This is a genomic window from Methylobacterium sp. Leaf87 (assembly GCF_001422775.1).
Classification (GTDB): domain Bacteria; phylum Pseudomonadota; class Alphaproteobacteria; order Rhizobiales; family Beijerinckiaceae; genus Methylobacterium.
The window spans coordinates 36164-59656 of sequence record NZ_LMMI01000004.1 but is presented as its reverse complement, the minus strand read 5'-3'; the positions used below and the strand labels follow the sequence as shown (position 1 = coordinate 59656).

The following is a 23493-nucleotide window of genomic DNA, read 5'->3' as shown; positions in this document are numbered from 1 at the left end:
CGGGAGAGGGGAGCGCGGTGTCCGGAGGGGGCGTCCCCTCTCCCGCCTGCTCCGCAGGAACCCTCCCCCGCAGGGGGGAGGGTTGTGAAAGGCGTTTAAGCCGTCCGCTTCAGGACCGCGTAGGGCAGACGCGCGAACAGGCGGTCGAGTTCGATTCGTCCGTCCGTCGCCTCGGCGGTCTCCCCGGTGACGAGGTCGATCCAGGCACTTTCAGCCATCACCGGCAGGTATGTTCCAGCGAACCCCGCCCCGCTCCACACCGCATCCCCGACGAGGTCGGAAACGAGGCGCGGCACGGCCACCAGAAGGTCGCCCGCGCCACTCGTCGCATCCGAACGTGTGAACGCGATGACATGGGCGGCGCGCCCGCCGGTCGGCACCACGGCCTGGTAGTCCGCCTCGGCGTAGAAGGCCGGCCGCTCGGTGCGGTCGGCGAGCAACCGGGCGAGGGTCGCCTGCTTCACCCGTCCGTCGCTCCAATGCGCCAGGAGGTCGGCGACGTCGCCGCCCTGTTCGAGGGACCGGGCCAGCGCCGGATAGTCCACCGGGCGACGATTGTCGGGATCGACGAACGAGAAGTCCCAGAACTCCGTGCCCTGGTAGGTGTCGGGCAGGCCCGGCAGGGTCGCCTTCAGCACCGTGCGGCCGAGGCCCGCGATCATGCCGAGATGCGCCAGACGCTTGGCGAAGGGCCGCATCCGCGCCAGGAACTCCGACCCCGGGACCACGAGCTTGGCGAAGAGGGCGTGGACGGCGCCCTCGTAGGATTCGTCGACGTTGACCCAGCTCGACCGGCGCTTCGCCTCGCGCAGGGCTTTCTCGGAATAGGCGTCGAGGCGCGTGCGGAAGTCCTCGATGGCGGTGGCCTCGTCGCGTTCGAGAAGTTCGAGGGGCCACGCGCCCAGGATCGCCTGGAAGAACATCCACTGGTCGTTGGCATCCGGCACCGCCTCGCCGTCGATGGTGGTGAGGTGCGGCCCGGCCAATTCCCGCCACGTGGTCCAGGCCTCGGCCCAGTCCCCGGGCATCTCCGAGAGGGCGAGCAGGCGCGAGCGGGCGTCCTCGCCCCGCTTGGTGTCGTGCGTCGCCGTCGCGATCATGGCGTTGGGCCAGTCGCGGGCCCGGGCCGCCTGGAGGGCGTGGAAATGCTCCGCGTCGATGCCGTACTCGCCCGGATCGCCGCCGACCTCGTTCAGCGCCAGCAATTCGGAGAAGCGGTAGAACAGCGTGTCCTCCAGGCTCTTCGCCATCACCGGGCCGGTGAGCTGCTGGAAGCGGCGGCGGAAGCGCAGGATCACCGCCGGATCGGGGCGGCCCGGTCCGGTGACGTCGATGCGGCCCAGCATGGCGTCGGCGGCGAAGTCGTGCACGGAGCGGTCCGGCAGGGCGCTCCAGCGCTTGGCCTTCTTCACCGCGTTCTCGATGAGGCGGACATCCTCGTCCTCGACGTCGCTCTCGTCGAGGTCACCCGGCAGATAGCTGCGATAGGTGGGGAAACGCGCGATGATCTCGATGAGCGCCCGACGGATGGCATTGACGGAGAAGTCTCGGGTGCGCCGGTCGGCATCGGCCACGGCCTTGAGGTCGGAGGTCATCACCTCGAGTTCGGAGGCGAAGCTGATCTCCAGGATCTCGGCCTTGGCCGCGCGAAGCTGAAATTTGTAGGGCTCGTCGAAATGCGTGCGCGCCTCGTAGAGGTCGCGGATCGCCGCTTGCTTGCTCCTATCGACCAGGATGCCGTCGAGCTGGTTCAGCACGTCGTAGCCGGTGGTGCCGGCGACGGGCCATGGCCGCAGGCGCTCGCCGGGCTCCAGAATCTTCTCCACGACGACGTAGAAGCCGGGGCCGACGGCGGCCTGCAGGGCGCGGGCGTAGCCCTGCGGATCGGCCAGACCGTCGATGTGGTCGATGCGCAGCCCGTCGATGCGGCCTTCGCGGATATGGCGGAACACCGTCTCGTGCGAGCGCTGGAACACATCCGACTTCTCAACGCGCAGGCCCGCGAGCCCGTTCACGTCGAAGAACCGGCGATAGTTGATGTCGCTCGCCGCCACCCGCCAATGGGCGAGCCGGTAGGATTGCTGTTCCAGCAGGCGGTGCAAGGGCCCGAAGCTGTCGGGATGGCCCTTGGCGCCGTTCAACAGGCGAAGGGTCCGCCCGATGGCCTCCGCGATGGCGGGCGACGCCGCCACCGCTTCGACGAGTCGCTCCTTCAGGTCCTCGGCCTCGGCCGGGAAAGCCATGCGGCGTTCCGCATTGGTCTCCTCGCCCATGAGGCGCAGGCGTTCGGAGATCCCCAGCACTTCGAGGGCCGCCGCGTCCTCGATGTCGCCCAGCGCCGCCAGCGAGCGGTTGAGGATGGTCGGATATTGCTGCGGGCAGATCGGGAATTCGTGCTCGTAGTGCCAGACGCTGAAGGCGCCTCTCTGCGGGTCGAACTTGAGTTCGAGCGTACCCTTCTCCAGGGCCTCGCCGTAGCGGTCGCCAAGGAACGGCACCACGAGCTTGTTGTTCGCGCCGAGGCGCGACCAGTCGATGTCGAACGCGTCCGCGTGGGGCGACAGGCCGCCCCATTCGAGCACCGAGAGCCACCACGGATTGTCGGCCCCGCCGACGCCCATGTGGTTCGGAACGATGTCGAGGAGCAGCTTCAGTCCGGCCGCGTGCAGGGTCTCGGAGAAGCGCACGAAGCCCTCTTCCCCGCCGAGCTCCGGGTTGATGGTGGCGTGATCGACGATGTCGTAGCCGTGGGTCGAGCCCGGCCGCGCCTTCTGGATCGGCGAGGCGTAGACGTGGCTGATGCCGAGCTTCGCCAGGTACGGAACGATCTTTTCCGCGTCCGCGAAGGTGAAGTCCTTGTGGAACTGCAGGCGATAGGTGGCGCGCGGCGGGGCCGAGGCGAGGCGCGCGGCACCCGAGCGCGGCCCGCGTTCCTCGGCCGCCAGGGAGGCGGCGAGCTTGGCCAGCGGCCCGCCCGGGGCCGCGATGGCCTCGAGGGTCCGGTCGAGCTTGCGCCGCCAGTTCGGGTAGCCCTCCGTCGAGCCCGGCACGTTGGCCTGAGACAGTTCGGAGACCACGTCCTCGTACTGCACGGCGGTCAGCATCGACGGCGCGCGGGCGAGGTAGCGCGCGGCGGCCTCCAAGGGCGCGGCTTCCGGCGGATCGTAGCTCGGCAGCAACTGCTCGGCGGCCAACGCCTCGGTGAGGCGGGTGCGCTCGTCAACGCGCTCGCGCCGCTCGGCGTCGGCGCGCTCGGAATCGTAGAGGCCGAGCGCCTGGCGGGTGTCGGTGTCGACGCCGCGCCACCAGCCGAGGAAGGTCGGCAGGTCGTGGGTGGTGATGGCCGTCAGCGCCTCGCGCGGATAAGCGGCCGGCGGCTTGAAGCGGGCGCCCTGCTCGCGCTCGAAGGCGAGGATGCGGTAGCTCAGGACTCCGGCCTGCATCAGGGCATCGGAGAAGCCCTCGGGTGCCGTGCCGAGATCCTCGGCGATGACGAGGCACTTCGCCCGGTGGCTCTCGAGGCGCAGCACGGCCAGCATCGGCTCGAACGGCATCGCCACGTAGGCGCCGGCCTGGGCCGTGGCGCCCAGCGGGATCAGGAACAGGCGGGCGAGCTGGAACGCGTGGTCGATGCGGATGGCACCGGCGTGGCGCATGTTCGCCTGGACCAGCGCCCGGAAGGCGGCGAGCCCGTCCCGCTCCAGTTCCAGCGGATGGAAGGCCGGGAGGCCCCAATCCTGGCCCTTCGGGGCGAGCAGGTCGGGCGGGGCGCCGATGGAGACGCCGTTGGCGAAGCGCTCCGGGTGGGACCAGATCTCGGACCCGCCGCGATCGGCGCCCACGGCGAGGTCGCGGTAGAGGCCGAGACGCATGCCGGTGCCCAGCGCAATCTCGGATGCCTCTTCGAGCTGCCGGTCGGCGAGGTACTGGAGCCACACGTGATAAGTCACGGCCTCGGCGTGCTCGACCGCGAAGGCCCGCACGGCCTCGGTGCCGTTGCGCTGGAACTCTTCCGGCCAATCGCCGAGCCATTGGGCGCCCTGGCCCTGGAAATGTTCGGCCAGCGCCTCGAACGTGCCGTGGGCTTCGAGATCGGCCCCCCCGGCGGTGCGGAAGGCGGCAAAGCGCGCATCGGTGCCGTCGCGGACGGCGGATTCCTGCCACAGGGCGCGGAGCACCGGCGAGAGCACGCCCCAGATACCGGCGTGGTCGACGAGCTTCGATTCGCGCAGGGCCTCGACGCGGGCGGACATGGAATCGAGGAGGGCGGCCGCCTTCGAGCCGACGAAGCCCGGCAGGACACCGGGCTCGATGAACAGGGTCTCGAGGAACAGGCGCGAGGACGGCGAATAAGGCGAGATCTTGGTGCGGTCGGTGGCGAACAGGGCGTGGACCGGGCTGAGGCCGAGGAACGACGCGCCGCGCAGGCCGGCGTCGCGGGCGGCCCGCCCGGCATCCGCGTAGGAGCCGATGCCGAGGTTGTCCGGCGAGCGCAGGCCGTAGAGCTGGGCCGCGAGCCCCCAATCGCGCGCACCCTCGTCCGCATAGGCGCGCGGACGCCAGCAGCGCTGCGGCGCGGCGATGACCCAGGACTCGGCGCGGTGCTCGCCGAGGGTCGCGGTCAAACGGTGGTAACCGGGCGTGAGCGGGGGAAGCTCGAAGCCGGCGTCACCTGAGGCCGAAACCGCGACGCGGCCCTCGCGGACATGGCCGCGCTCGTCGACGAGGCGCCACGCCAGGGTGCCTGCCGACGACGCCCGCAGGGGTACCCGCGTGGCCCGTCGGGCCTCGACCGGCAGGAGCGACGGAACGAGGCCCTCGCGGACCGCCGTCACTTCCGCGAGACTCCCGGCGATCTCGGCATCGGTGCCCACCGGGAAGCCGAGGGCGGCGATCATGCCGGCCCGGGTCTCCAGGCTCGTCTCGACGGGCTGCCCGAAGGCGTCGGTGTAGCCGGGGGCGACGCCGAGGAGATCGGCGAGGCGTTCGAGGTCGCGGCTCATCAGTTCACACCCGTCAGGAAGATGCCCGTCCAGGACGGGAGTTCGATGGTCTGCCCGGTGACGACGTCGGCGCCGTTGCACCAGACGATCTGGCCGCCGCCGCGCGCCGTCTGGAGCGGCGCGTCGCCGAAGTTGGCAACGAAGCGAAGCCAGCCGCCGTCGTAGCGCCACGTGCACTCCACGGCGTCCGCACGCGGCAGGGAAGCCGTTGCTCCCCGATAGGCGGTCTTGGTGAGCGGCACGACGGTCTGATGCCGGATCTGCAGCAGGTTGCGGGTGTCGGCCCAGACCCCGCGATGCGGCGCACGCTCGATCTCCGACCAGTCGATCCGCGAATCCGTGAAGGTCTTCTCCTCCGTCGGATCGGGAATCACCGAGGTGTCGTCCGCGAACGCCGCGAAGCTCTTGAACTCGCGCCGCCGGCCCTCGCGGACGGCCTTGTTCAACTCCTCGTCCGGCGCGAAATCGACGAAGAACAGGAACGGCGCCGTCGCCGACCACTCCTCGCCCATCCACAGCATCGGTATCTGCGGGCTGAGCAGCAGGCCGGCGCGGGCGAGGGCCAGCTTGGCCGGGTCCGAGAGCGCGCTCAGGCGCTCGCCGAGGGCCCGGTTGCCGACCTGATCGTGGTTCTGCAGGAAGGTGACGAAGGCCGACGGCGGCAGATGCGCCGAGGGTTCGCCGCGCGGGTGGTTGTCGAGGGTCGGGAACGGCTCGCCCTGGTAGGCGAAGCCCTCCGACAGGCAACGGGCGAGATGCGCGACGGGTTTGTCCGCGAAACTCTCGTAGTAGCCGGCCTCTTCGCCCGTCAGCAGCACGTGCCAACAATGGTGCAGGTCGTCGGCCCACTGCGCCGTGTGCTGGGCCGGCTGGCCGTCGTCCTTGCGCTCCAGCCACTTGGCCTGATTGGCCTCGTTCTCCAGGACCAGATGGATATGGCGGCCGGGCAGACGCGCCCGGATGGTCTCGGCGAGCTCACCGATGAAGTGTTTCTCGGAATCGTCGAGGATGGCGTGCACCGCGTCGAAGCGCAGGCCATCGAAGTGGTACTCTTCGAGCCAGTACAGGGAATTCTCGATGAAGAAGTCCCGCACCGTCCGGCCGCTGGTCTCGCCGTCGAAGTTGATGCCCGCACCCCACGGCGTCTGGTGCCGCTCCGTGAAGAACGTCTTGGCATAGGCGTGGAGGTAGTTCCCGGCCGGCCCGAAGTGGTTGTAGACCGCGTCGAGGAAGACCATCAGGCCGAGCGAATGCGCCTTGTCGACGAGGCGCTTGAGATCGTCGGGGCGGCCATAGGCACCGTCCGGCGCGTAGGGCAGCACGCCGTCGTAGCCCCAGTTGCGGGTGCCCTTGAAGTCGGCCAGCGGCAGAAGTTCGATGGCGGTGACGCCGAGGTCGCGCAGCTCCTCGAGCTTGCCTTCGAGGGCCGCGTAGGTGCCCTCTCGCGTCGCCGTCCCGACATGGAGTTCGTAGAGGACGGTTTCCTCCCACGGACGTCCGGTCCAGTCGGAATCGCTCCAGTCGAAGCTGCGCGGGTCGATCACCTCGCTCAGGCCGGACACGTCGTCGGGCTGAAACCGCGACGCCGGGTCGGGCACCACGAGATCGTCGTCGATGCGGTAGCCGTAGCGTGCCCCGGCTTTCACGCCCGGCAGGGTGACGCGTCGCCAACCCTCGCCGGCATCCGGGATGTCGTGGTCCGTCCCATCGACCACCAGGGCGACGCTCTGTGCCGTGGGGGCCCAGAGGGCGAATCGCACGCCGTCTTTTCCCGCCTCGCCGCCGAAGGCCATCGCATGGGCTCGCCGCATTGCGGTTCGTCTTTCGTGATCACGTGAGGGGCGACGGGCGGACGCAGCCGCCGACCCTTCAAAAGGCTACGGGCCGCGCTCTGGTTCCATCGTTTCGAGGTAAGGCGGACCCGCGCTCCGGCAACCGCCCACCCCAAGAGAATTGTGCGGTGCGGGATCGGTTCCTCGACCAAGTGGACGTGGCCTTAACGCCCGTACGTCGCCGGTCGTGTCCGCAGGACATAGAGCGCACGCGGCTCGAGATGCACGCGCGCCCCGGCCGGAAACAGGGTCTGCCCTTCGGGTACGGCACCGGTCGCCCGTGTGGTGTCGAACATCAGGCTCCAGGGTCCGTCGATGATCGGCGCGAGGGTGAAATCGCACGGGGACTCGGCGGCATTGACGAGGAGCAGGAGGCGGTCGGCATCGGGCAGATCATTGCCGATCTGCATGCCGAAAGTCTGGCGGCCGTCGTCGGCCCAGGCCGCGCCATCCATCTCCGCCCCGCAGGGCGACAGCCAGTGCACGTCGCGCAACGGGCCCTCACCGACGGTACCCCCGGTGAGGAAATCGCGTCGGCGCAGGGCCGGCTGCTCCCGGCGCAGGCGGGTGAGGTTCGCGACGAAGGCCGTGAGCGCCGGATCGGGGTCGCTCTCCCAATCGACCCAGTTCGTGGCGTTGTCCTGGTTGTAGGCGTTGTTGTTCCCATTTTGGCTGCGCGAGCGCTCGTCGCCCATGAGCAGCATCGGCACGCCCTGCGCCAGGAAGATCGTGGCGAGGATGTTGCGCTTCTGGCGGGCCCGTACCGAGAGAATCGCGGGATCGTCGCTCGGACCCTCGACGCCGTAATTGCGCGTGAGGTTGTGGCCGTGGCCGTCGCGGTTGTCCTCGCCGTTGGCGAGGTTGTGCTTGTCCTCGTAGGCGACGACGTCCGCCAGGGTGAAACCGTCGTGCGAGGCGGCGTAGTTGATACTCGCCAGCGGCGTGCGGCCGGAGGCGGCAAAGATCTCGCGGGAGCCCGACAACCCCTGCGTGACCTTCGACAGCACGCCCGGGTCGCCGCGCCAGAACCCGCGCACGCTGTCACGGAACTGGTCGTTCCACTCGCTCCAGCCGCGCGGATAGGCGCCGAGCTGGTACCCGCACTGGCCGATGTCCCACGGCTCGGCGATCATCTTGACCCGCGAGAGGATCGGATCCTGGGCCACGGCCTGGAAGAAGGCAGCCTTCGCCGAGAAATCGTGCGGTACGCGCCCGAGACTGGTGGCGAGGTCGAAGCGGAAGCCGGCGACGCCGTAGGCCGTCACCCAGTGGCGCAGGGAATCGAGGGTGAGCTGCATCACCCGGGGATGGTCGAGGTCGAGGGTGTTGCCGCAGCCGGTGCAGTCGATCTCCCGGCGCGGGTTGGATGGGTCGAGCTTGTAGTAGCTCGCGTTGTCGATGCCGCGGAACGACAGGGTCGGGCCGGAATGGTCGGCCTCGGCCGTGTGGTTGTAGACCACGTCGAGGAACACTTCGATCTCGGCCGCGGCCAATTCGCGGATCGCCGCCTTGAGGCCGCCGATCCCGGCCGGCCCGCGATAGCGCGGATCGGGGGCGAAGTAGTTGAGCGGCGAGTAGCCCCAGAAATTCACCAGCCCCTTGTCGACGAGGAAGCGGTCGTCGGCGAAGGCCTGGATCGGCAGGAGCTCGACGGCGGTGACGCCGAGCTTCAGCAGGTGCTCGATGATCGCCGGATGGGCCAGGGCGGCGTAGGTGCCGCGCGCGGCCTCGGGAACGTCGGGGTGGAGCTGCGTCAGCGCCTTGACGTGGGCCTCGTAGATCACCGTCTGCGACACGGGCCGGCGCACGGGGTGGATGGCGAGGTCGGGCACCTCCGGCGCGGTGACGACGCCGCGCGGCATGTAGGCGGCACTGTCGCGCCGATCGATCTGGTCCTCGCGCAGGAGACCGCGGCGGTGGCCGTAGAGGGCGTCGTGCCAGCGGATACGGCCCTGGATCTCGCGGGCGTAGGGGTCGAGGAGGAGTTTCGCCGGATTGAACCGGTGCCCACACGCCGGGTCCCACGGTCCATGCACGCGGTAGCCGTAGAGTTGCCCGGGAAACACCCCGCGCAGGTGCCCGTGCCAGACATCGTCCGTGCGGCAGGGGAGCCGGATACGACGCGTCTCGAGTCGCTCGCCCGGCTCGAACAGGCACAGGTCCACGGCGGTGGCATTCTGGGAGAACAGCGCGAAGTTGACGCCGCGGCCACCGAAGTGGGCCCCGAGCGGCGCAGGCACGCCGTCGTCGAGGCCGATCATGCTGTCAGTCACAGAAACGTCCGGGATAGGGAGAGCCAGACGAGCGGCAGCCGCTCGTCATGGGGGCCTGCAAGGCTTATTCCGCAGCGGCCGCCGTGCGGGTCGGCTCACGCTCGACGCTGCGAAAATTCTCCAGCTCGGTCATGAAGTTGCGCGCCCACCAGTCGACGTCCTCGCGCGTCATTCGCTCGACCATCGGCTTCCACCGCTCCAAGCGTTCGCCGCGCGGCATGTAGAGGGCCGTACGGATGGCCTCGGCCACCTCGAACCGGTCGTAGGGATTGACGAGCAGCGCTTCCGGCAGCTGCCGCGCGGCGCCGGCGAACTTCGACAGGACCAGCACGCCCGGATCCTCGTCGGACTGGGCGACCACGTACTCCTTGGCGACGAGGTTCATGCCATCGCGCATCGGCGTGACGAGACCGACGCGGGCGGCGCGGTAGAGACCGGCGAGCACCGGCCTCGGATAGGCCTTGGTGACGTACTGGATCGGGGTCCAGTTCGGTTCGCCGAGCGCCCCGTTGATCTCGCCGACGGTCTCGTTCACCTCGCGGCTGAGATCCTCGTACTCGGGGACCTCCGTGCGCGATTTCGGCGTGATCTGGATGTAGACGACGTTGCCGCGCTGGTCCGGGTTCGAGGCGAAGAAGCGCTCCACCGCCTCCATGCGTTCGGGCACGCCCTTGGAATAATCGAGGCGGTCGACGCCGATGAGGAGCTTGCGGGTGCGCAGGCCCGCCATGGTCTCGCGCACGGTGCGGTTGGCGCCGGCATTCTCCGCCGCTTCCTTGAAGCCCGCCACATCGATGCCGATGGGGAAGCTGCGGATACGGGTCCGGCGTCCGTCCACCATCAGCGAGCCGCCGCCGAGGGGAATGGCGCGCAGCTCGTCGATGAGGTTGCGGGTGAGGTTGTGGACGTCGGGGTCTGTCTGCAGGCCGATGAGGTCGTAATCGGCGATGCCGCGCAGGAGGTCGTTGCTCGCCGGCAGGGTGTTGAACACGTCCGCCGCCGGCCACGGGATGTGGTGGAAATACCCGATGGGGTTGGCGATGCCGAGGCCGCGCAGCTCGGAGGCGAGCGGCAGCAGGTGGTAATCGTGCACCCAGATGATGTCGTCGGGCTGGATCAGGTCGGCGAGCGCCCGGGCGAAGATCCGGTTGACGCGCTGGTAGCCGGCATAGTCCGATCGGGAGAAGGCGCCGAGGCCGAGCCGGTAATGCATGATCGGCCACAGGGCGCGGTTGGCGAACCCGCTGTAATACTCCCGGTGGTCCTGGGGCGAGAGATCGACGACGGCGTATTGCACCCGCCCCCGGTCGATCAGAGTCGGCTCCGTCGAGGGATTCTCGACGACGTTGCCGCTCCAGCCGAACCAGAGACCCTCATAGGCCGTGAAAGCCTCCTTGACGGCAACGGCGAGACCACCGGCAGCCACGGCCTTGCCCCCATCCTCGGGGACTGCAACGCGGTTCGATACGATGACGAGACGTGCCACGAAGCCGGCTCCGGTCCTCAGGGCGCTGCGCGGGAATCGCGCGCGCTCAGACTGATACAGTGGGTGAACGCGCGGAAGCCGAGCGCGATCCGTTGCTCGCAGCCAAGCGCGTTAAGACTGGTGCGGTCAAGGGGCACTCAACCCGGCCTCACGGCAAAATACGCAAGCCGGCCGGCTTAGGCCAGACCGGTCGACCCCCCACTCCCACGTTCGGAACTATCGCCACTGTCATGCCCTCCGGCCGAGCTTTCCCTAACCTAGGCGAATCGAGCTGAACACGGACTGACACGCCCGCCGCGGCCGTTCGGAACCCTGTCTCCGCACACGCTGTTGAACTGCGGCAACAGCGCATCGATCAGCGCCGAGGAGTAATACCGTGACCATCAATCAACCCACAGGATCGCCCGCCACAGGATCGCCCGCCACAGGACCGCTCGGCGCCGAGTCCGCCGCGACGCGCGAGACGGCGGATTGGAAGGCCCTGCGCGGCGATGTCGAGGGGATCGCCGACGTGGCGGTGGAACGCGGCCGCGGCTTCGTGTCCGCCGCGCGCGGACACGCGGAAGAGTATGTCGAGCGCCGCAAGGGCGACGCCGCCCAGTCGGTCAACGACCTCGCCCGGACCGTGCGGGATTCGAGCAAGACCTTCGAGGACCGTCCCAACATCCGTGCCTTCTTCGACAGCGCGGCGGAGGGCCTCGAGCACCTCGGCACGCAGATCGAGAACAAGAGCTTCTCGGAATTCTACGAAGACGCCGAGGCGCTGGCCCGTCGCGCGCCCGTGGCCGTCGCGGTCGCCACCTTCGTGACCGGCTTCGTGGTGGCGCGCTTCATCAAGTCGTCGAGCGTGTCGGCGGTGCGTGATCTCGATCGCGACCTCGGTTTGCGCGATGCGCCGATCCGGGACGGCTCGCTTCGTGGCGGAACCCTCCGCGACGTGCCCGCCCCCGGGCTTCAGCGCGATCACGGCGTCTGAGGCGGCGCGCATGTCGAACGGACCCAATTCCAGCATCCAGGGCCTCATCGGCGACGCCCTGCGCGAGACAAACGAACTCGCCCGCAAGGAAATCGCCCTCTTCCGCAACGAGATGACGAGCAACGTGCGCTCGCTCTTCGTCGGGCTCGGGCTCCTCGTCGGTGCCGCCGTGTTCGGCGTCGTCGCCCTGTTCGTCCTCGTGGACGCCCTGGTGAAATGGCTCGCCACGGTCGTGCATTCGGAAGCGCTGGCCGCGCTCATCGTCGGCGGTGTGCTCCTCGTCGTCGCGGTGGTCCTCGCCCTCGTCGGCCGGAACGCCATGTCGCTCTCGACCCTCGCTCCCGTGCGGACCTCGCGTCAGGTCCGGCAGGATGCCCGTGCGTTGTCTGAAAGGGTCTCCGGATGAGCGGATCGTTGAACGAACTCGAGAAGGACATCGAGGCGAGCCGCGCCCGCCTCGACCAGACCATCGACCAGATCCAGGAACGGCTCTCGGTGTCGAGCATCGTCGACGAGATGCTCGGCAACGCGCGCCGCACGCCCCTGAGCGGGGTCTACGACGGCGCCCTCGACGCCGTGCGCCGCAACCCCGTGCCGGTCCTGCTCATCGCCGCCGGCGTGGGTTGGCTACTCCACCGGATGTCGTCCGACGCGGCCTCCGCCGTGGTGGCCCGACGCCGGGTGCGCCAGGCCGATGACGGCCTCCCCGTCGTCCAGACCGGTGCCGACCGGGTCTACGATCCCGACCTGCCGACGCGCCATCCCGTCAAGGATCTCGGCCAGGAAACCCAGATCTGAATCCGATCCGGGCCGCCGACGCGGCCAACCCCTACGAGGAACCTGCCATGACCCACTCCCCCAAGCCCGGCGACGAATCCCGCTCCCTGCCCGACGACATCGCTCTCAAGGCCGGTATGCCCCGCGGCCACTTCGACGATCGTCCGTCCGCGTCGGGTGTCGACGACCTTCGCTCCGGCGACCTGCAGTCCCGAGCCGGCGACCTGCGCGACGCCGCCCTGGAAACCGCAGACAACCTGACCAACCGCGCCGCCGGGATCGCCGGGGACGTACGCGCACGGGTCAGCGACACGGCTCAGGATCTGCGCGACCGGGCCTCCGGAGCCTACGGCGATGCCCGGGACTGGGCTTCGGACGCCCGCGACACCGGCCGCCGCCGCATCGGCGACCTCACAGACCGGGGGACGGAGCGTTTCCGCGACGGCCGTTCGGCGGTCGAGGATTTCGTCACGGAGAATCCGCTCCTCGTCGGCGTCGTCGGCCTCGCCGCCGGCCTTCTCATCGGCGCGCTCCTGCCGCGCACGCGCCGCGAGGACGAGACCGTCGGTCCGTGGGCCGACGAGGTTCGCGACCAGGGCTTGCGTTACGCCCGCGACGTGACCCATCGGGGCCGTGAATTCGTTGCCAGCGCCCTCGACCCCGAGAATCTCCAGGCCGCTGCCCAGCGCGCCACGGCTCCCGAGGGTTCGACGGCGTCCAACGAGTCCTCCGCCTCCCGCGAAGGGTCGGCAACACGTCCGCACTGACCCGCGTTCGCCTCGGAGGTCGATGACCGGGGTGGTGTCCGCAAGGGCGCCACCCCTCTATCGTTTGAAACGATCCCCCGGTGCGTGAGGCTGTGGACCCGTGACTCCTCCGGCGATCCGCCTGCTCTGGTGCGGCGATACGGCCCTGACCGTCGAGTTCGGTGACCGGATCGATCCGGCCCTCAACGCGGCGGTGCTCGCCCTCGACGCCCGAGTACAGGCCGCGGATCTGCCCGGCATCGTCGAGACGGTGCCAACCTACCGGTCGCTGACGATCCACCTCGACCCGCTCGCTGTGGATCCTGCCAGTCTGGAGACGACCCTGCTCGATCTGGCCGGACGTCCCGCGCCCATTCGACCACCCGCCCGGGTCTGGCGCGTGCCCGTCGTCTATGGCGGGGCGTTCGGGATCGACCTCGACGCCGTGGCCGCGCAGCACGGCTTGTGCCCGTCCGCCGTGGTCGAGCGGCATGCCGCGCCCGAGTACCGGGTGGTGATGATCGGGTTCCTGCCGGGCTACGCCTATCTCGACGGTCTCGATCCGAGCCTCGCCCTGTCGCGCCGCGCGAGCCCGCGCCCGACGACGCCGGCGGGCACCATCTCCATCGGTGGCGCCCAGGCCCTCGTCGCCAGCATCGCGGCGCCGAGCGGATGGCACCTCCTCGGTCGCACGCCCGTGCGTGCCTTCCTGCCGGGGCGCGATCCGGTGTTCCTGTTCGAGCCTGGCGACGGCATCCGGTTCGTGCCAACCGACCCCACTCGCTGGGACGAACTCGACCGTGCGGCGGCGGCCGGCGAACCCGTGGCCGAGGGGGAGCGGTGAGCGCCCGTCTGGTCGTCGAGGCCTGCACGGGCGCCTTGAGTTTCCAGGATGGTGGCCGGCGCGGCTACCAGCGTCAGGGCCTGTCCGGCTCCGGTCCCATGGACAGGCTGGCGCTGGCAGCGGCCAACGCCCTCGTGGGCAACGCGTTGGGGATCGTCGCCCTCGAACTCGGCTTGGGCGGCGGGCGCTTCCGCCTGGAGGGCGGCGACCTTTGGATGGCGCTCGCCGGCGCGCCCTGCGCCCTGCGGATCGACGGCGTGCCGGTGCCCGACCATCGGGCGTTTCCCCTGAGCGAGGGCTCCACCCTCGCCATCGAGGTGCCGCGCCGGGGCGTGTTCGCCTATCTCGCCTGCGCGGGCGGGTTCGCCGTGCCGTCGATCCTCGGCAGCGCCGCCCTGCACCAGCGCGCCGGCCTCGGCGGTCTCCATGGCCGTGGCCTGCGCACCGGTGACGTCATCGACGGCGAGAATGCGTCCCGCGGTGAACTGGGGTCGTTCGGCATCCCGGGATCCTTGGATCCCCTGCCCCTCGAAACGGATGCCCCCGTGCGGGTGGTTCTCGGTCCGCAGGCGGACCGGTTCACCCCCGAAGCCGTCGCGCTGTTCACCGATGCGGCCTTCGCCGTCTCCCATCGGGCCGACCGGATGGGCATCCACCTCGATGGGCCCGCCCTCGCCCACGGACCGCACGGTTACAACATCGTCTCGGACGCCACCGTGATGGGCTCCGTGCAGGTGCCGGGCAGCGGCCGGCCCATCGTGCTCATGGCCGATCGGCAGACCACCGGCGGCTACCCGAAGATCGCCACGGTGATCTCGGCCGATCTTCGAAGAGTCGCCCAGCGCCGGCCGGGCGAAGCGATCCGGTTCCGGGCGATTCCCTTGGCGGAGGCCTTCGCCCTGGCGCGCGAGCGGGCCGCCCTCACGGCCGCCCTCCCCGGGGCGGTCCGGGCCCATGCGGCTTCGGCGGGGGATCGGCTCGCGGGGGCCAACCTCGCTGGGGCGGCCGTCGATGCCTTCGCCGATCCCCTGTGCGACGGGCCGTGAAGGCTCGACGGGTCTGGACCGACGCGGTATCGCGATGCCCATGAAGATCGGCGATTGCGACATCCTCATCCTGCCGGGCTATGCCGGCTCCGAAGACGGCCACTGGCAGGCCCGCTGGGCCGAGCGCCTGTCCACCGGCCGCATCGTCGAGCAGGACGATTGGCACCATCCCGACGCCCCGGCCTGGCGCGCCCGCATCGTCGCCGCCGTGGCGGAGGCGACGCGCCCGGTCCTCATCATCGCCCACAGCCTCGGCGTGGTGGCGGCCGTCCAGGCGGCCTCGGACTTCCCGCCCGGCGTGGTGCGGGGCGCGATCCTGGTGGCGTTTCCCGATGTCGAGACCACGCCGAACCTGCCGGCGAGCGTCACCGCCTTCGCGCCGGTGCCGCGCGATCCCCTGCCCTTCCCGTCCCTGGTGGTGGCGAGCCGCAACGATCCCTACTGCACCTACGAGCGGGCCGAGGATTTCGCCTATGCGTGGGGCGCCGTCGTGGTGGATGCGGGCGAATCCGGCCACATCAACGTGGCCTCGGGCCACGGCCCCTGGCCGGAGGGCCTGATGCGCCTCGCCGGGTTCATGAAGACCCTCTGACGCCGCCCTCCTCCGCCGCCTCGGCGGACTTGAACAGGGAGCCCGCCACGTCGGACAGGCGCGGCGCCGCCTCGCGTACGAACGGCAGGGGCCGGCAGACCGCGAGGGCCGCGAGGCCGAACCGGGCGGTCATCAGGCCGTTGAGCACACCCTCCCCGAGCTTGGCCGAAACCTTCGCCACCAACCCCAGCCCGAGGGCCTGCTGGATCATGCTCTCGCCCACCGCCATGCCGCCCGTGACGGTGAGGTGGGCCAGCGCCGAGCGGGCGAGCCGCAGGAAGCCGAGGAAGCCGGGGCGCCCGCCGTAGATGGTGGCGATCCGGCGCAGCAGCCGCACGGCGGCAAAGATCACGAACGCCACGTCGACGATGGCGCGGGGGCTGAGCGCCGTGACGCCCGAGACCTGCTTCGCCGCCGTCGCGATGGCCTGGCGGGCCTGCCGGTCGAGGGGGGCCAAAAGTTCGTGTTCGGCGAGCCCGAGGCGGTCGTCGACGTCGAGGATGGCGTCGCTCAGGGTGTCGAGGCGGGTCCGGCCGGCCGCCAGGGCCGCCCGTCCAGCATAGAGGGCGCTGAGATCCCGCACCACCGCCTGAGCCGCGCTGTGGTCGCGGGCGGCGAGCGCCTCGACGGCTCTGGCCCGCAGACGCTCGATCTGCCGCTCGCGCCAGATCCCGGACAGTTCGCGCACGACGAGTCCCAGAAGGCCGAGGGCGGCGACTCCGAGGAGAACCAGCGCGACGGCGCCGAGCCACGGGGCGGCGCTGAACAGGTCGGCGATGAGGCGCTCGACGGAGAGGCCGACGCCGAGCGACACGAGGCCGCCCAGCGCCACGAGCAGCATCGACAGCCACGGCGCGCGGGATTTCGGCGCCACCGGAACGGGCGTGCCGTCGGCGGCCTCGACGATCTCGAACGGCTCCTCGACGATGCGGACTTGGGCAGGCGAAGCCGAGGGCGGCACGAAGCCCTCGGCCACCCCGGCCGGTTCAGCGGCGGGGATGCGGAAGGCGCGGGGGCGGTTCGGCGGGGGCGTGGAGGTCATGCGGGCCTCAAGTGAGCTTGTCGCCGAGGAGAAATTGCATCGCCCGGTCGAGGCGGATCTGCGGCAGGTGACCGGGGCGTCCGAGGGCGTCGGGCTTCACCAGGGGTGGGCGAAAGCGCGGGAAACGTAGGGAGCCGGGCGGCACCGCGCCCTCCAGCACCGCCTCGGGTCGCTCGGGGAGTTCGCCGGGGAAGATCGCGGCTTCGCTCAAGCCGTCGAAGGTCTCGTCGCCGACGGATTCACCGGCCTCCGGCGTGCCCGAGACGGCGCGGAGCACTTCCGGCCCGTCGTGGATCGTGGTCTCGCGGGTGGCGCGCACGGAGGCGAGGGCCACGGTGCCGACGCGGGCGCCCGCGGCCTCTGTCCGGCGCATGGCCCGCGACACGAGGAGGCGCAGGAGCGCGTCCAGGCGGTCGTGACTGGTCTGGTGGAGATGGTCCGCCTTCGTCGCGGCGAACAGGATGCGTTCGGCGCGCGGCGCGAACAGCCGCGACAGGATGGTGTTGCGGCCGATGCGGAAGCTGAGGAGCACCGAATCCAGCGCCTCCTCGAGCTCCGCCAGGGCGGCCGGGCCGGCATCGACGGCGGCGAGGACGTCGACCAGCACGATCTGCCGATCGACCCGCTGGAAGTGGTTGCGGAAGAACGGCTCGACCACCTTGGCCTTGTAGGCCTCGAAGCGCCGCTCCATCAGCCCCGCGAGGCTGCCGGGATCGAGGGGATCCGTGAGGTCGTCCAGCGGCGCGAAGGTCAGGGCCGGCGAGCCGGCGAGGTCCCCCGGCATGAGGAACCGACCCGGCGGCGTGGTCGCCACGGATTCCGGCCCGGCCCTGAGGGCGGAGAGGTAGGCCTTGAACGCCGTGCTGGCGCGCTCGGCCACCATCTCGTCGAGCGGCGCCTTCGGGTCGAGGCCCTTCAGGGTGTCGAGCCAGGGGGCGGCCATGGCGGCGCGACCGCTGCGGCGGGTGCCTGAGATGGTGGCGCGGGACCACGCCGTGTAGCTCTGGTCGATGAGAGCGAGGTCGAGGAGCCATTCGCCGGGATAATCGACGACGTCGAGCATCAGGGTGCCCGGCCCTGAGCGCCAGCCGCCCTTGCGCTCGTACTCGATGGCGAGGCGGAACTGGCTGATCCGGTCGGTGGAGCGCGGCCACAGGCGGTCCCGCGTCAGGGCCGTGACGTGCTCCTCGAAGGGAAAGCGCGGCAGGTCGTCGTCGGGCTGGGGCACGAGGCGGGCGCGACGCAGGCGGCCCTCGTGGGCCGGGGCGAAGGCCGGCAGGGCATGGGCCTCCACGAGGTGGTGGATCAGGGCCGTGGTGAACACGGTCTTGCCCGAGCGGGCGAGGCCGGTGACGCCGAGCCGGAGCGTCGGCTGGATCAGGAGGTCGCTCGACGCCTCGGCGAAGGCCTTGACCGCGGAACCCGCACGCGCGGCAAAGCTGTTCATGAACGACTCGATGGTGGGCGGGGAGAAACGGCGGGAAGTCCAACAGAAGATCCGGTAGGGCTGAAGTGGCGCCGGGGCACCCGGCCCGCAAGGTCACGGCTTACGGCGTCGGGGCCGGCGGGCCGATGGCCGCCAGGGTTCCGGCATCCAGGCGGGCGACGGCCGCGTCCACGAGGGCCGGGCCGGCCCGCAGGGTGCCGAGCTCGACGTTCGACATGGCGAGCATCACCGCGCGCAGGGCGGGCAACGGGCGTCCGTCCGGCCCGAACAGCTTTAGATCGTCCTCGACCTTCAGGCCGACACTGCCGGCGATGCGCGCGGCGTAGTTGCGGATGCGGGTCTCGTCGTTGCTGCACAGGGGTGCCGGCACGGTGAGATCGAGGGGGCGCAGGGCGCCAAGGCCCGCGGCAATGGGCGGGAGCGCGGCGGATTCCGTGACGAACCGCTTCTGCAACTGAGCCGTCGCAGTCTCCACCGCACGGGTCGCGTTGCCCAGGACCGCACTCGGTTCGACGAGGAGCACCGACGGCTTGGCAATCAGGACGGACGGTTTCACCAGGAGTTCGGAGGGGCGGACCAGTAGCCCGTGCCGCGGCGTGGGGGCCGGTCCGGCCGCGATGGAGCCCTGGACCCTGGAGCTTCGGCCTCCGGTAGCCTCGGCTTTCGGAGCCGGTCCTCTCGCGGGCTGAGCCTTGCGATCCGGTGCCGGCGGCACCCGTCCGCCCATCCGCGCCAGGGGCGACCACGGCTGGACCCTGAGGGGGCCGCCGCGTGATGCCAGCGCCCGGCGCGGCATCCCCGCCCGGGTGTTGCGGGCGAGGAAGCGCGCCCGAAGGGTTCCGCCGAGGCCGCGCGGCGCCACCGGACCCGACACCCACGGGCTTGCGGCAGGCGTGCCCCGGCATTCCGCGGGAGCCCAGCGCCTGACGATGGAAAGGGCCGTGCGCCGGTTGAGATCGCGGTAATAGCGTCGAAGCAGGCCGGCCGCCGCATCCGCACCGTCGGCGGCGGTGGCGAAGCCCGTATGGCCTTCGGCATCGGCGCCGATCTCCCCGGACCAGCGCGCCGACTTGATGCACCAGTAGTTATTGAGCTTGACGCAGCGTGCGACGAAGGCCGGCTCCGTCGTGGACCAGCGTGCCGCCAGGGCGAGGGAGACCGGGCGAAGTGCCTCGCCCGCCTCGATCCGCCAGTTCGAAACGGCACGGCTCTCGGGCACAAAGCGCGGCGCTTCCACGGGCTTCGCCGCGACGGCCGCACGATCCCGCGCCGGTCCGGACAGGCCCTGACGCACGGTTTCGAGGCCGCCCGCGAGGGACGACGCCAAGCTTGTCAGGATCAGGAAGGATGCGAGGAGCACGACACGCGAAAAGCTTGACCGGGGATCGGGGAAACGGCCCGGCGCCGCAACGGTTCAATGAGAGGTGGAGGCTCGGGTTCAGGCCGCCTCGTCGGCATCGAGATCGCGGGGCGCCACGAAGCGCTCCAATCGCCCTGCGCCGGCGCGGACCTTGGCCCAGGTCTCGACGTCGAAATCCAGGACGGCCAGTGCCCCGGTGGGGAACCCCTCGGCGAGGCGGTCGCGCGCCGCGGCCGGGCCGGACCCGACGAGGCGAAGCGCCACGTCCTGCAGGCCGGGATTGTGGCCGACCACGAGGAGGCAGCGTGCCGAATCGGGCGTCGCGCGGACAACCTTCAAGAGGGCCGAGTCGGGCGCCTCGTAGATGTCCGGCACGATGGTCGCGTCCGGGGCACCCAGGGCGGCCTGCACCGGTTCCCAGGTCTCCCGCGTCCGACGGGCCGGCGAGACGGCCACGTGGTCGGGCCGCAGGTTCTCGGTCACGAGATAGCCGGCCATGAGCGGCGCGTTCCGCCGGCCGCGGGGGTTGAGGGGCCGGTCGAGGTCGATCACCCCGGCCGGGCGATCGGACTTGGCATGGCGCAGGAGCAGGACACGGAGCATCGTCGATCTCTCAGTTGAAGCCCACCACGGCGTGCGGAACGTAGGGACGCTCCAGGGTTGCCATCTCCTCGGGCGTCAGCGCGAGGTCGAGGGCCGCCGCGGCATCGTCGAGGTGCCCGGGCTTCGAGGCGCCGACGATGGGGACCGTCACGGGCGATTTCTGGGCGACCCAGGCCAGCGCCACCTGCGCCCGGGGAACGCCGCGCGCCTCGGCGATGGCCGCCACCGCTTCGACCACGGCGCGGTCGGCGGCTTCCGTCGCGTCGTAGAGGCGCTTGCCGACCAGATCCGTCTCCTGGCGGGCGCTCGACACGTCCCAGTCGCGGGTGAGACGCCCGCGTGCGAGGGGGCTCCACGGCAGCACGGCGATGTCCTGATCGGCGCAGAGCGGCAGCATCTCGCGCTCCTCCTCGCGGTGGAGGAGGTTGTAATGGTTCTGCATGGTCGAGAACCGCGTCCAGCCATGGCGGTCGGCGAGGAACAGGGCCTTGGCGAACTGCCACGCATACATCGACGAGGCGCCGATATACCGGGCTTTCCCGGCCTTCACCACGTCGTGCAGCGCCTCCAGGGTCACCTCGATGGGCGTGGCGTAATCCCAGCGGTGGATCTGCAGGAGGTCGACGTAATCCGTGCCGAGGCGCGTCAGGCTGGCATCGACGGCGGCGAAGATCGCCTTGCGCGACAGGCCGCCGGCATTGGGACGGTCGCTGAGGCCGTAATAGCACTTCGTCGCGATGACGAGGTCGTCGCGGCGCGCGAATTCCTTCAGCGCCCGGCCGACGATCTCCTCGCTGGTCCCGTCCGAATAGTAGTTCGCCGTGTCGAAGAAGTTGATCCCCATCTCGACGGCCTTGCGCAGGAGCGGCCGGCTCGCCTCCTCGTTCAGGGTCCACGGATGGGGGCCGCGCTCGGGAATGCCGTAGGTCATGCAGCCGAGGCAGAGCGGCGAGACGTCGAGGCCGGTGCGGCCGAGTTTCTTCATCTTCATGGAAGCGGGTCCGCTGCTGGGGATGGAACGCGGCGATGGGCGCTATCTGGGTCGCGAAGGCGTGTTCGGAAGGGCTGCCTCAGAACAGACGTTCGAGATCGCGCCGCCCGTCGATGACGCGGACGATTTCCCCCGTGACGACCGGTCCCTCGTCGCGGTCGGGCGAGGTCTCGTACAGGATGAGAAACGGCGCTTCCACGAGAACCCGCGTCGACGGGCGAATGTCCGGTCGGCGTGGCCCCATGCGCGGATGGTCCATGAGCTGCAGGGACCGGAGTTCGATGCGGTCGTAGATCCGTTCGGCGGCCAGCCGGTTCTCGGCGCCGATCGCGAGGTAATGGTCGAGCAGATCCTGCCGCGCGAGGATCGACCAAACGACCTCAACCGGCATCGGACGTCCGGAAGCCTTGTGCGTGCGTGGCCGCGAGCCGGTCGCGGGCCTCGCGGCGAAGATCCTCGAAGTCCAGCTTGCCGTGCGTCCCACCGGCCTTGCCGGCATCCCAGGCCCGCCGCAAATCCGCGACGTCCCGTTCGCCGCGAACGCGCCGGTCGGACCAAAGGCGCACGGCATCCTGCACGGCGTCGCTCATCGACGCGTACTCGCCAGCCCGCACGGCCGAACGAATCTGGGTCGCGAGGGGTTCGGGAAACGAGACCGTCACGCGCTCGCCCTCGGCCATTGCGATGCACTCCCACTCGGTGACGGCCATAGGTCCGCTGGAGGCAGCTTAATCCCGAACGCGATCGGACGTGAGCGCCTTCAGCCGCTCCGCCCTTCCCGCCGCATCATGAAGGCGAGTTTCTCGAACAGGCTCACGTCCTGCTCGTTCTTGAGGAGCGCGCCGTGGAGCGGCGGGATCAGCTTGCGGCCGTCGCGCTCGCGCAGGGTCTCCGGCGTCACGTCCTCGGAGACGAGGAGCTTGAGCCAATCCAGCAACTCGGACGTGGAGGGCTTCTTCTTCAGGCCCGGCACCGCGCGGGTCTCGAGGAAGACCCGCAAGGCCTCCTCGACGAGGCGGTGCTTGATGCCGGGGTAGTGGACTTCGACGATGGCTTTCAGCGTCTCGGCATCCGGGAACTGGATGTAGTGGAAGAAGCACCGGCGCAGGAACGCGTCGGGCAACTCCTTCTCGTTGTTCGAGGTGATGATGACGATGGGCCGGCGCTCGGCCCGGATCGTCTGCCCGGTCTCGTAGACGTGGAACTCCATCCGGTCGAGCTCGGTCAGGAGGTCGTTGGGGAACTCGATGTCGGCCTTGTCGATCTCGTCGATGAGCAGCACCGGCCGCTCGGGATGGGTGAACGCCTCCCACAGCTTGCCGCGGCGGATGTAGTTGCCGATGTCGGACACGCGCGGGTCGCCGAGCTGGCTGTCGCGCAGGCGCGAGACGGCGTCGTATTCGTAGAGCCCCTGCTGGGCCTTGGTGGTCGACTTGACGTTCCAGGTCAGGAGCGGCGCGCCCAGACCCTTGGCGATCTCCTCCGCCAGGACCGTCTTGCCGGTGCCGGGCTCGCCCTTCACCAGCAGCGGCCGCTCGAGCACGATGGCGGCGTTGACGGCCGTGGTGAGGTCGGAGGTCGCGACGTAGTCGGCGGTGCCGGAAAAGCGCATGGGATCGGTCCGTGGCGATGGTGCGGGTCGAGGGAGGCGAAAACGGCGCCGGGTCCGCTTCTTGTCTCGCTCGGGCGTGCCGGATATATATCTGGATATAGAGTGGAGACCGGCCATGGACAACACGTCCCAGAAGCGGGCGCTCGGCGCCTACCGGGCTCGCCTGACCCAGCGCGGCATCGCCCGCTTCGAGGTGATGGGTCGCGAGGCCGACCGTGCCCTGATCCGCTCCCTCGCCCGTCGCCTCACGGAGGATGGTCCTGCCGCTGTCCGGCTGCGCGCCACGCTGTCCGCGGTCCTGGACGAACCGGCGCCGAAGACGGGTGGGATTCTGGCCGCCCTGCGGCGCTCGCCCCTCGTTGGGCTCGACCTCGACTTGACGCGGTCCGACGAGGAAGGGCGCAGGATCGACCTGTGACGCGCTACCTCCTCGATACCAACATCCTCAGCAACCTCGTCAAGCCGGTCCCGTCCACATCCTTGATCGCCTGGATGGCCGAACGGCCCGACACGTCCCTCTTCATCAGCGCCCTGACCGTCGCGGAGATCCGGCGCGGCATCCTCGAACTGCCGGTCGGACGCCGGCGCGACGGGTTGGAGGCGTGGTTCGCGGGGCCTGAGGGGCCGCTGGCCTTGTTCGCCGGCCGGGTCCTGCCGTTCGATGGGGCGGCCGCTCTCGCCTGGGCGGCCCTGATGGCCGAGGGCCGGCGTCGAGGCCGGCCCCGCAGCGCCCTCGACATGATCGTCGCCGCCATCGCGGAGGTCCATGCCTGCCTTGTCGTGACAGACAACGAACGGGACTTCGCCGACCTCCCCTTCCTCAATCCGATACGCGCCGATGACGCCCACAAATCCGACTGATC

21 protein-coding genes are annotated in these 23493 nt (G+C 70.3%); 9 read left to right on the top strand and 12 right to left on the bottom strand.

What is annotated here, in order from left to right:
- Window positions 1-95 precede the first annotated feature (95 nt).
- From ASF22_RS04155 to ASF22_RS04140, 4 genes are all read right to left on the bottom strand, one after another.
- Complete coding sequence (locus ASF22_RS04155; RefSeq protein WP_056261740.1) at window positions 96-5003, bottom strand: malto-oligosyltrehalose synthase; 4908 nt, start codon at window positions 5001-5003, stop codon at window positions 96-98.
- The gene (gene treZ, locus ASF22_RS04150) at window positions 5003-6814 is read right to left on the bottom strand and encodes a malto-oligosyltrehalose trehalohydrolase (protein ID WP_056261739.1); all 1812 of its coding nucleotides are present in this window, start codon (window positions 6812-6814) and stop codon (window positions 5003-5005) included. The genes ASF22_RS04155 and treZ overlap by 1 nt, the downstream gene beginning before the upstream one ends.
- Before the next feature lie 185 nt (window positions 6815-6999).
- Window positions 7000-9096, bottom strand: a complete 2097-nt coding sequence (gene glgX, locus ASF22_RS04145) for a glycogen debranching protein GlgX (RefSeq protein WP_056261736.1) — start codon at window positions 9094-9096, stop codon at window positions 7000-7002.
- Window positions 9097-9172: 76 nt separating this feature from the next.
- Window positions 9173-10594, bottom strand: coding sequence for a trehalose-6-phosphate synthase (locus ASF22_RS04140; protein ID WP_056174763.1), 1422 nt, complete (start codon window positions 10592-10594; stop codon window positions 9173-9175).
- 382 nt (window positions 10595-10976) lie between these two features.
- Between ASF22_RS04140 and ASF22_RS04135 the strand changes: the two genes are divergently transcribed.
- The 7 genes from ASF22_RS04135 to ASF22_RS04105 all read left to right on the top strand — a co-directional run bounded on the left by ASF22_RS04135 (window position 10977) and on the right by ASF22_RS04105 (window position 15575).
- Window positions 10977-11570 (top strand): hypothetical protein, encoded by a 594-nt coding sequence (locus ASF22_RS04135; RefSeq protein WP_244474198.1) that lies wholly within the window; start codon window positions 10977-10979, stop codon window positions 11568-11570.
- 10 nt (window positions 11571-11580) lie between these two features.
- On the top strand, window positions 11581-11976 hold the full coding sequence (locus ASF22_RS04130) for a phage holin family protein (protein ID WP_056174762.1): 396 nt from the start codon (window positions 11581-11583) through the stop codon (window positions 11974-11976).
- Entirely contained in the window at window positions 11973-12368 is a 396-nt protein-coding gene (locus ASF22_RS04125; RefSeq protein WP_056174760.1) for a DUF3618 domain-containing protein, read from the top strand. Before ASF22_RS04130 ends, ASF22_RS04125 begins: the two co-directional genes overlap by 4 nt.
- A gap of 47 nt (window positions 12369-12415) precedes the next feature.
- Window positions 12416-13114: a hypothetical protein gene (locus ASF22_RS04120; protein WP_082478810.1), complete on the top strand. Its 699-nt coding sequence runs from the start codon at window positions 12416-12418 to the stop codon at window positions 13112-13114.
- 100 nt (window positions 13115-13214) lie between these two features.
- On the top strand, window positions 13215-13937 hold the full coding sequence (gene pxpB, locus ASF22_RS04115; protein WP_056261733.1) for a 5-oxoprolinase subunit PxpB: 723 nt from the start codon (window positions 13215-13217) through the stop codon (window positions 13935-13937).
- Window positions 13934-14983 carry a biotin-dependent carboxyltransferase family protein gene (locus ASF22_RS04110; RefSeq protein ID WP_056261730.1) on the top strand — a complete coding sequence of 350 codons (1050 nt, stop codon included), beginning with the start codon at window positions 13934-13936 and terminating at the stop codon, window positions 14981-14983. Before pxpB ends, ASF22_RS04110 begins: the two co-directional genes overlap by 4 nt.
- Window positions 14984-15023: 40 nt before the next feature.
- Window positions 15024-15575, top strand: coding sequence for an alpha/beta hydrolase (locus ASF22_RS04105; RefSeq protein WP_056261727.1), 552 nt, complete (start codon window positions 15024-15026; stop codon window positions 15573-15575).
- Here ASF22_RS04105 and ASF22_RS04100 read toward each other — a convergent pair.
- The 8 genes from ASF22_RS04100 to ASF22_RS04065 form a co-directional block, all read right to left on the bottom strand.
- Window positions 15559-16617: a TIGR01620 family protein gene (locus tag ASF22_RS04100; RefSeq protein WP_056261725.1), complete on the bottom strand. Its 1059-nt coding sequence runs from the start codon at window positions 16615-16617 to the stop codon at window positions 15559-15561. The two genes, ASF22_RS04105 and ASF22_RS04100, sit on opposite strands and share 17 nt — an antisense overlap.
- 7 nt (window positions 16618-16624) lie before the next feature.
- Window positions 16625-18064 (bottom strand): YcjX family protein, encoded by a 1440-nt coding sequence (locus ASF22_RS04095; RefSeq protein ID WP_056261722.1) that lies wholly within the window; start codon window positions 18062-18064, stop codon window positions 16625-16627.
- 100 nt (window positions 18065-18164) lie between these two features.
- On the bottom strand, window positions 18165-19346 hold the full coding sequence (locus ASF22_RS04090; RefSeq protein ID WP_244474197.1) for a hypothetical protein: 1182 nt from the start codon (window positions 19344-19346) through the stop codon (window positions 18165-18167).
- A 156-nt stretch (window positions 19347-19502) separates the two neighbouring features.
- A complete protein-coding gene (locus ASF22_RS04085; protein WP_056261717.1) occupies window positions 19503-20027 on the bottom strand; it encodes a histidine phosphatase family protein in 525 nt (174 codons plus the stop codon).
- A 10-nt stretch (window positions 20028-20037) separates the two neighbouring features.
- Window positions 20038-21018, bottom strand: a complete 981-nt coding sequence (locus ASF22_RS04080; protein ID WP_056174745.1) for an aldo/keto reductase — start codon at window positions 21016-21018, stop codon at window positions 20038-20040.
- A 79-nt stretch (window positions 21019-21097) separates the two neighbouring features.
- Window positions 21098-21409: a type II toxin-antitoxin system RelE/ParE family toxin gene (locus tag ASF22_RS04075; protein WP_056261714.1), complete on the bottom strand. Its 312-nt coding sequence runs from the start codon at window positions 21407-21409 to the stop codon at window positions 21098-21100.
- Window positions 21399-21698, bottom strand: coding sequence for a type II toxin-antitoxin system ParD family antitoxin (locus ASF22_RS04070; RefSeq protein ID WP_056261875.1), 300 nt, complete (start codon window positions 21696-21698; stop codon window positions 21399-21401). Before ASF22_RS04070 ends, ASF22_RS04075 begins: the two co-directional genes overlap by 11 nt.
- An 80-nt stretch (window positions 21699-21778) precedes the next feature.
- Entirely contained in the window at window positions 21779-22630 is an 852-nt protein-coding gene (locus tag ASF22_RS04065; protein ID WP_056174741.1) for a MoxR family ATPase, read from the bottom strand.
- A 115-nt stretch (window positions 22631-22745) separates the two neighbouring features.
- Here ASF22_RS04065 and ASF22_RS04060 point away from each other — a divergent pair, with 115 nt between their 5' ends.
- Together ASF22_RS04060 and ASF22_RS04055 are read left to right on the top strand one after the other, a co-directional pair.
- The gene (locus ASF22_RS04060; protein ID WP_056174739.1) at window positions 22746-23048 is read left to right on the top strand and encodes a hypothetical protein; all 303 of its coding nucleotides are present in this window, start codon (window positions 22746-22748) and stop codon (window positions 23046-23048) included.
- Window positions 23045-23491 carry a PIN domain-containing protein gene (locus ASF22_RS04055; RefSeq protein WP_056261711.1) on the top strand — a complete coding sequence of 149 codons (447 nt, stop codon included), beginning with the start codon at window positions 23045-23047 and terminating at the stop codon, window positions 23489-23491. The genes ASF22_RS04060 and ASF22_RS04055 overlap by 4 nt, the downstream gene beginning before the upstream one ends.
- Window positions 23492-23493: the final 2 nt, after the last annotated feature.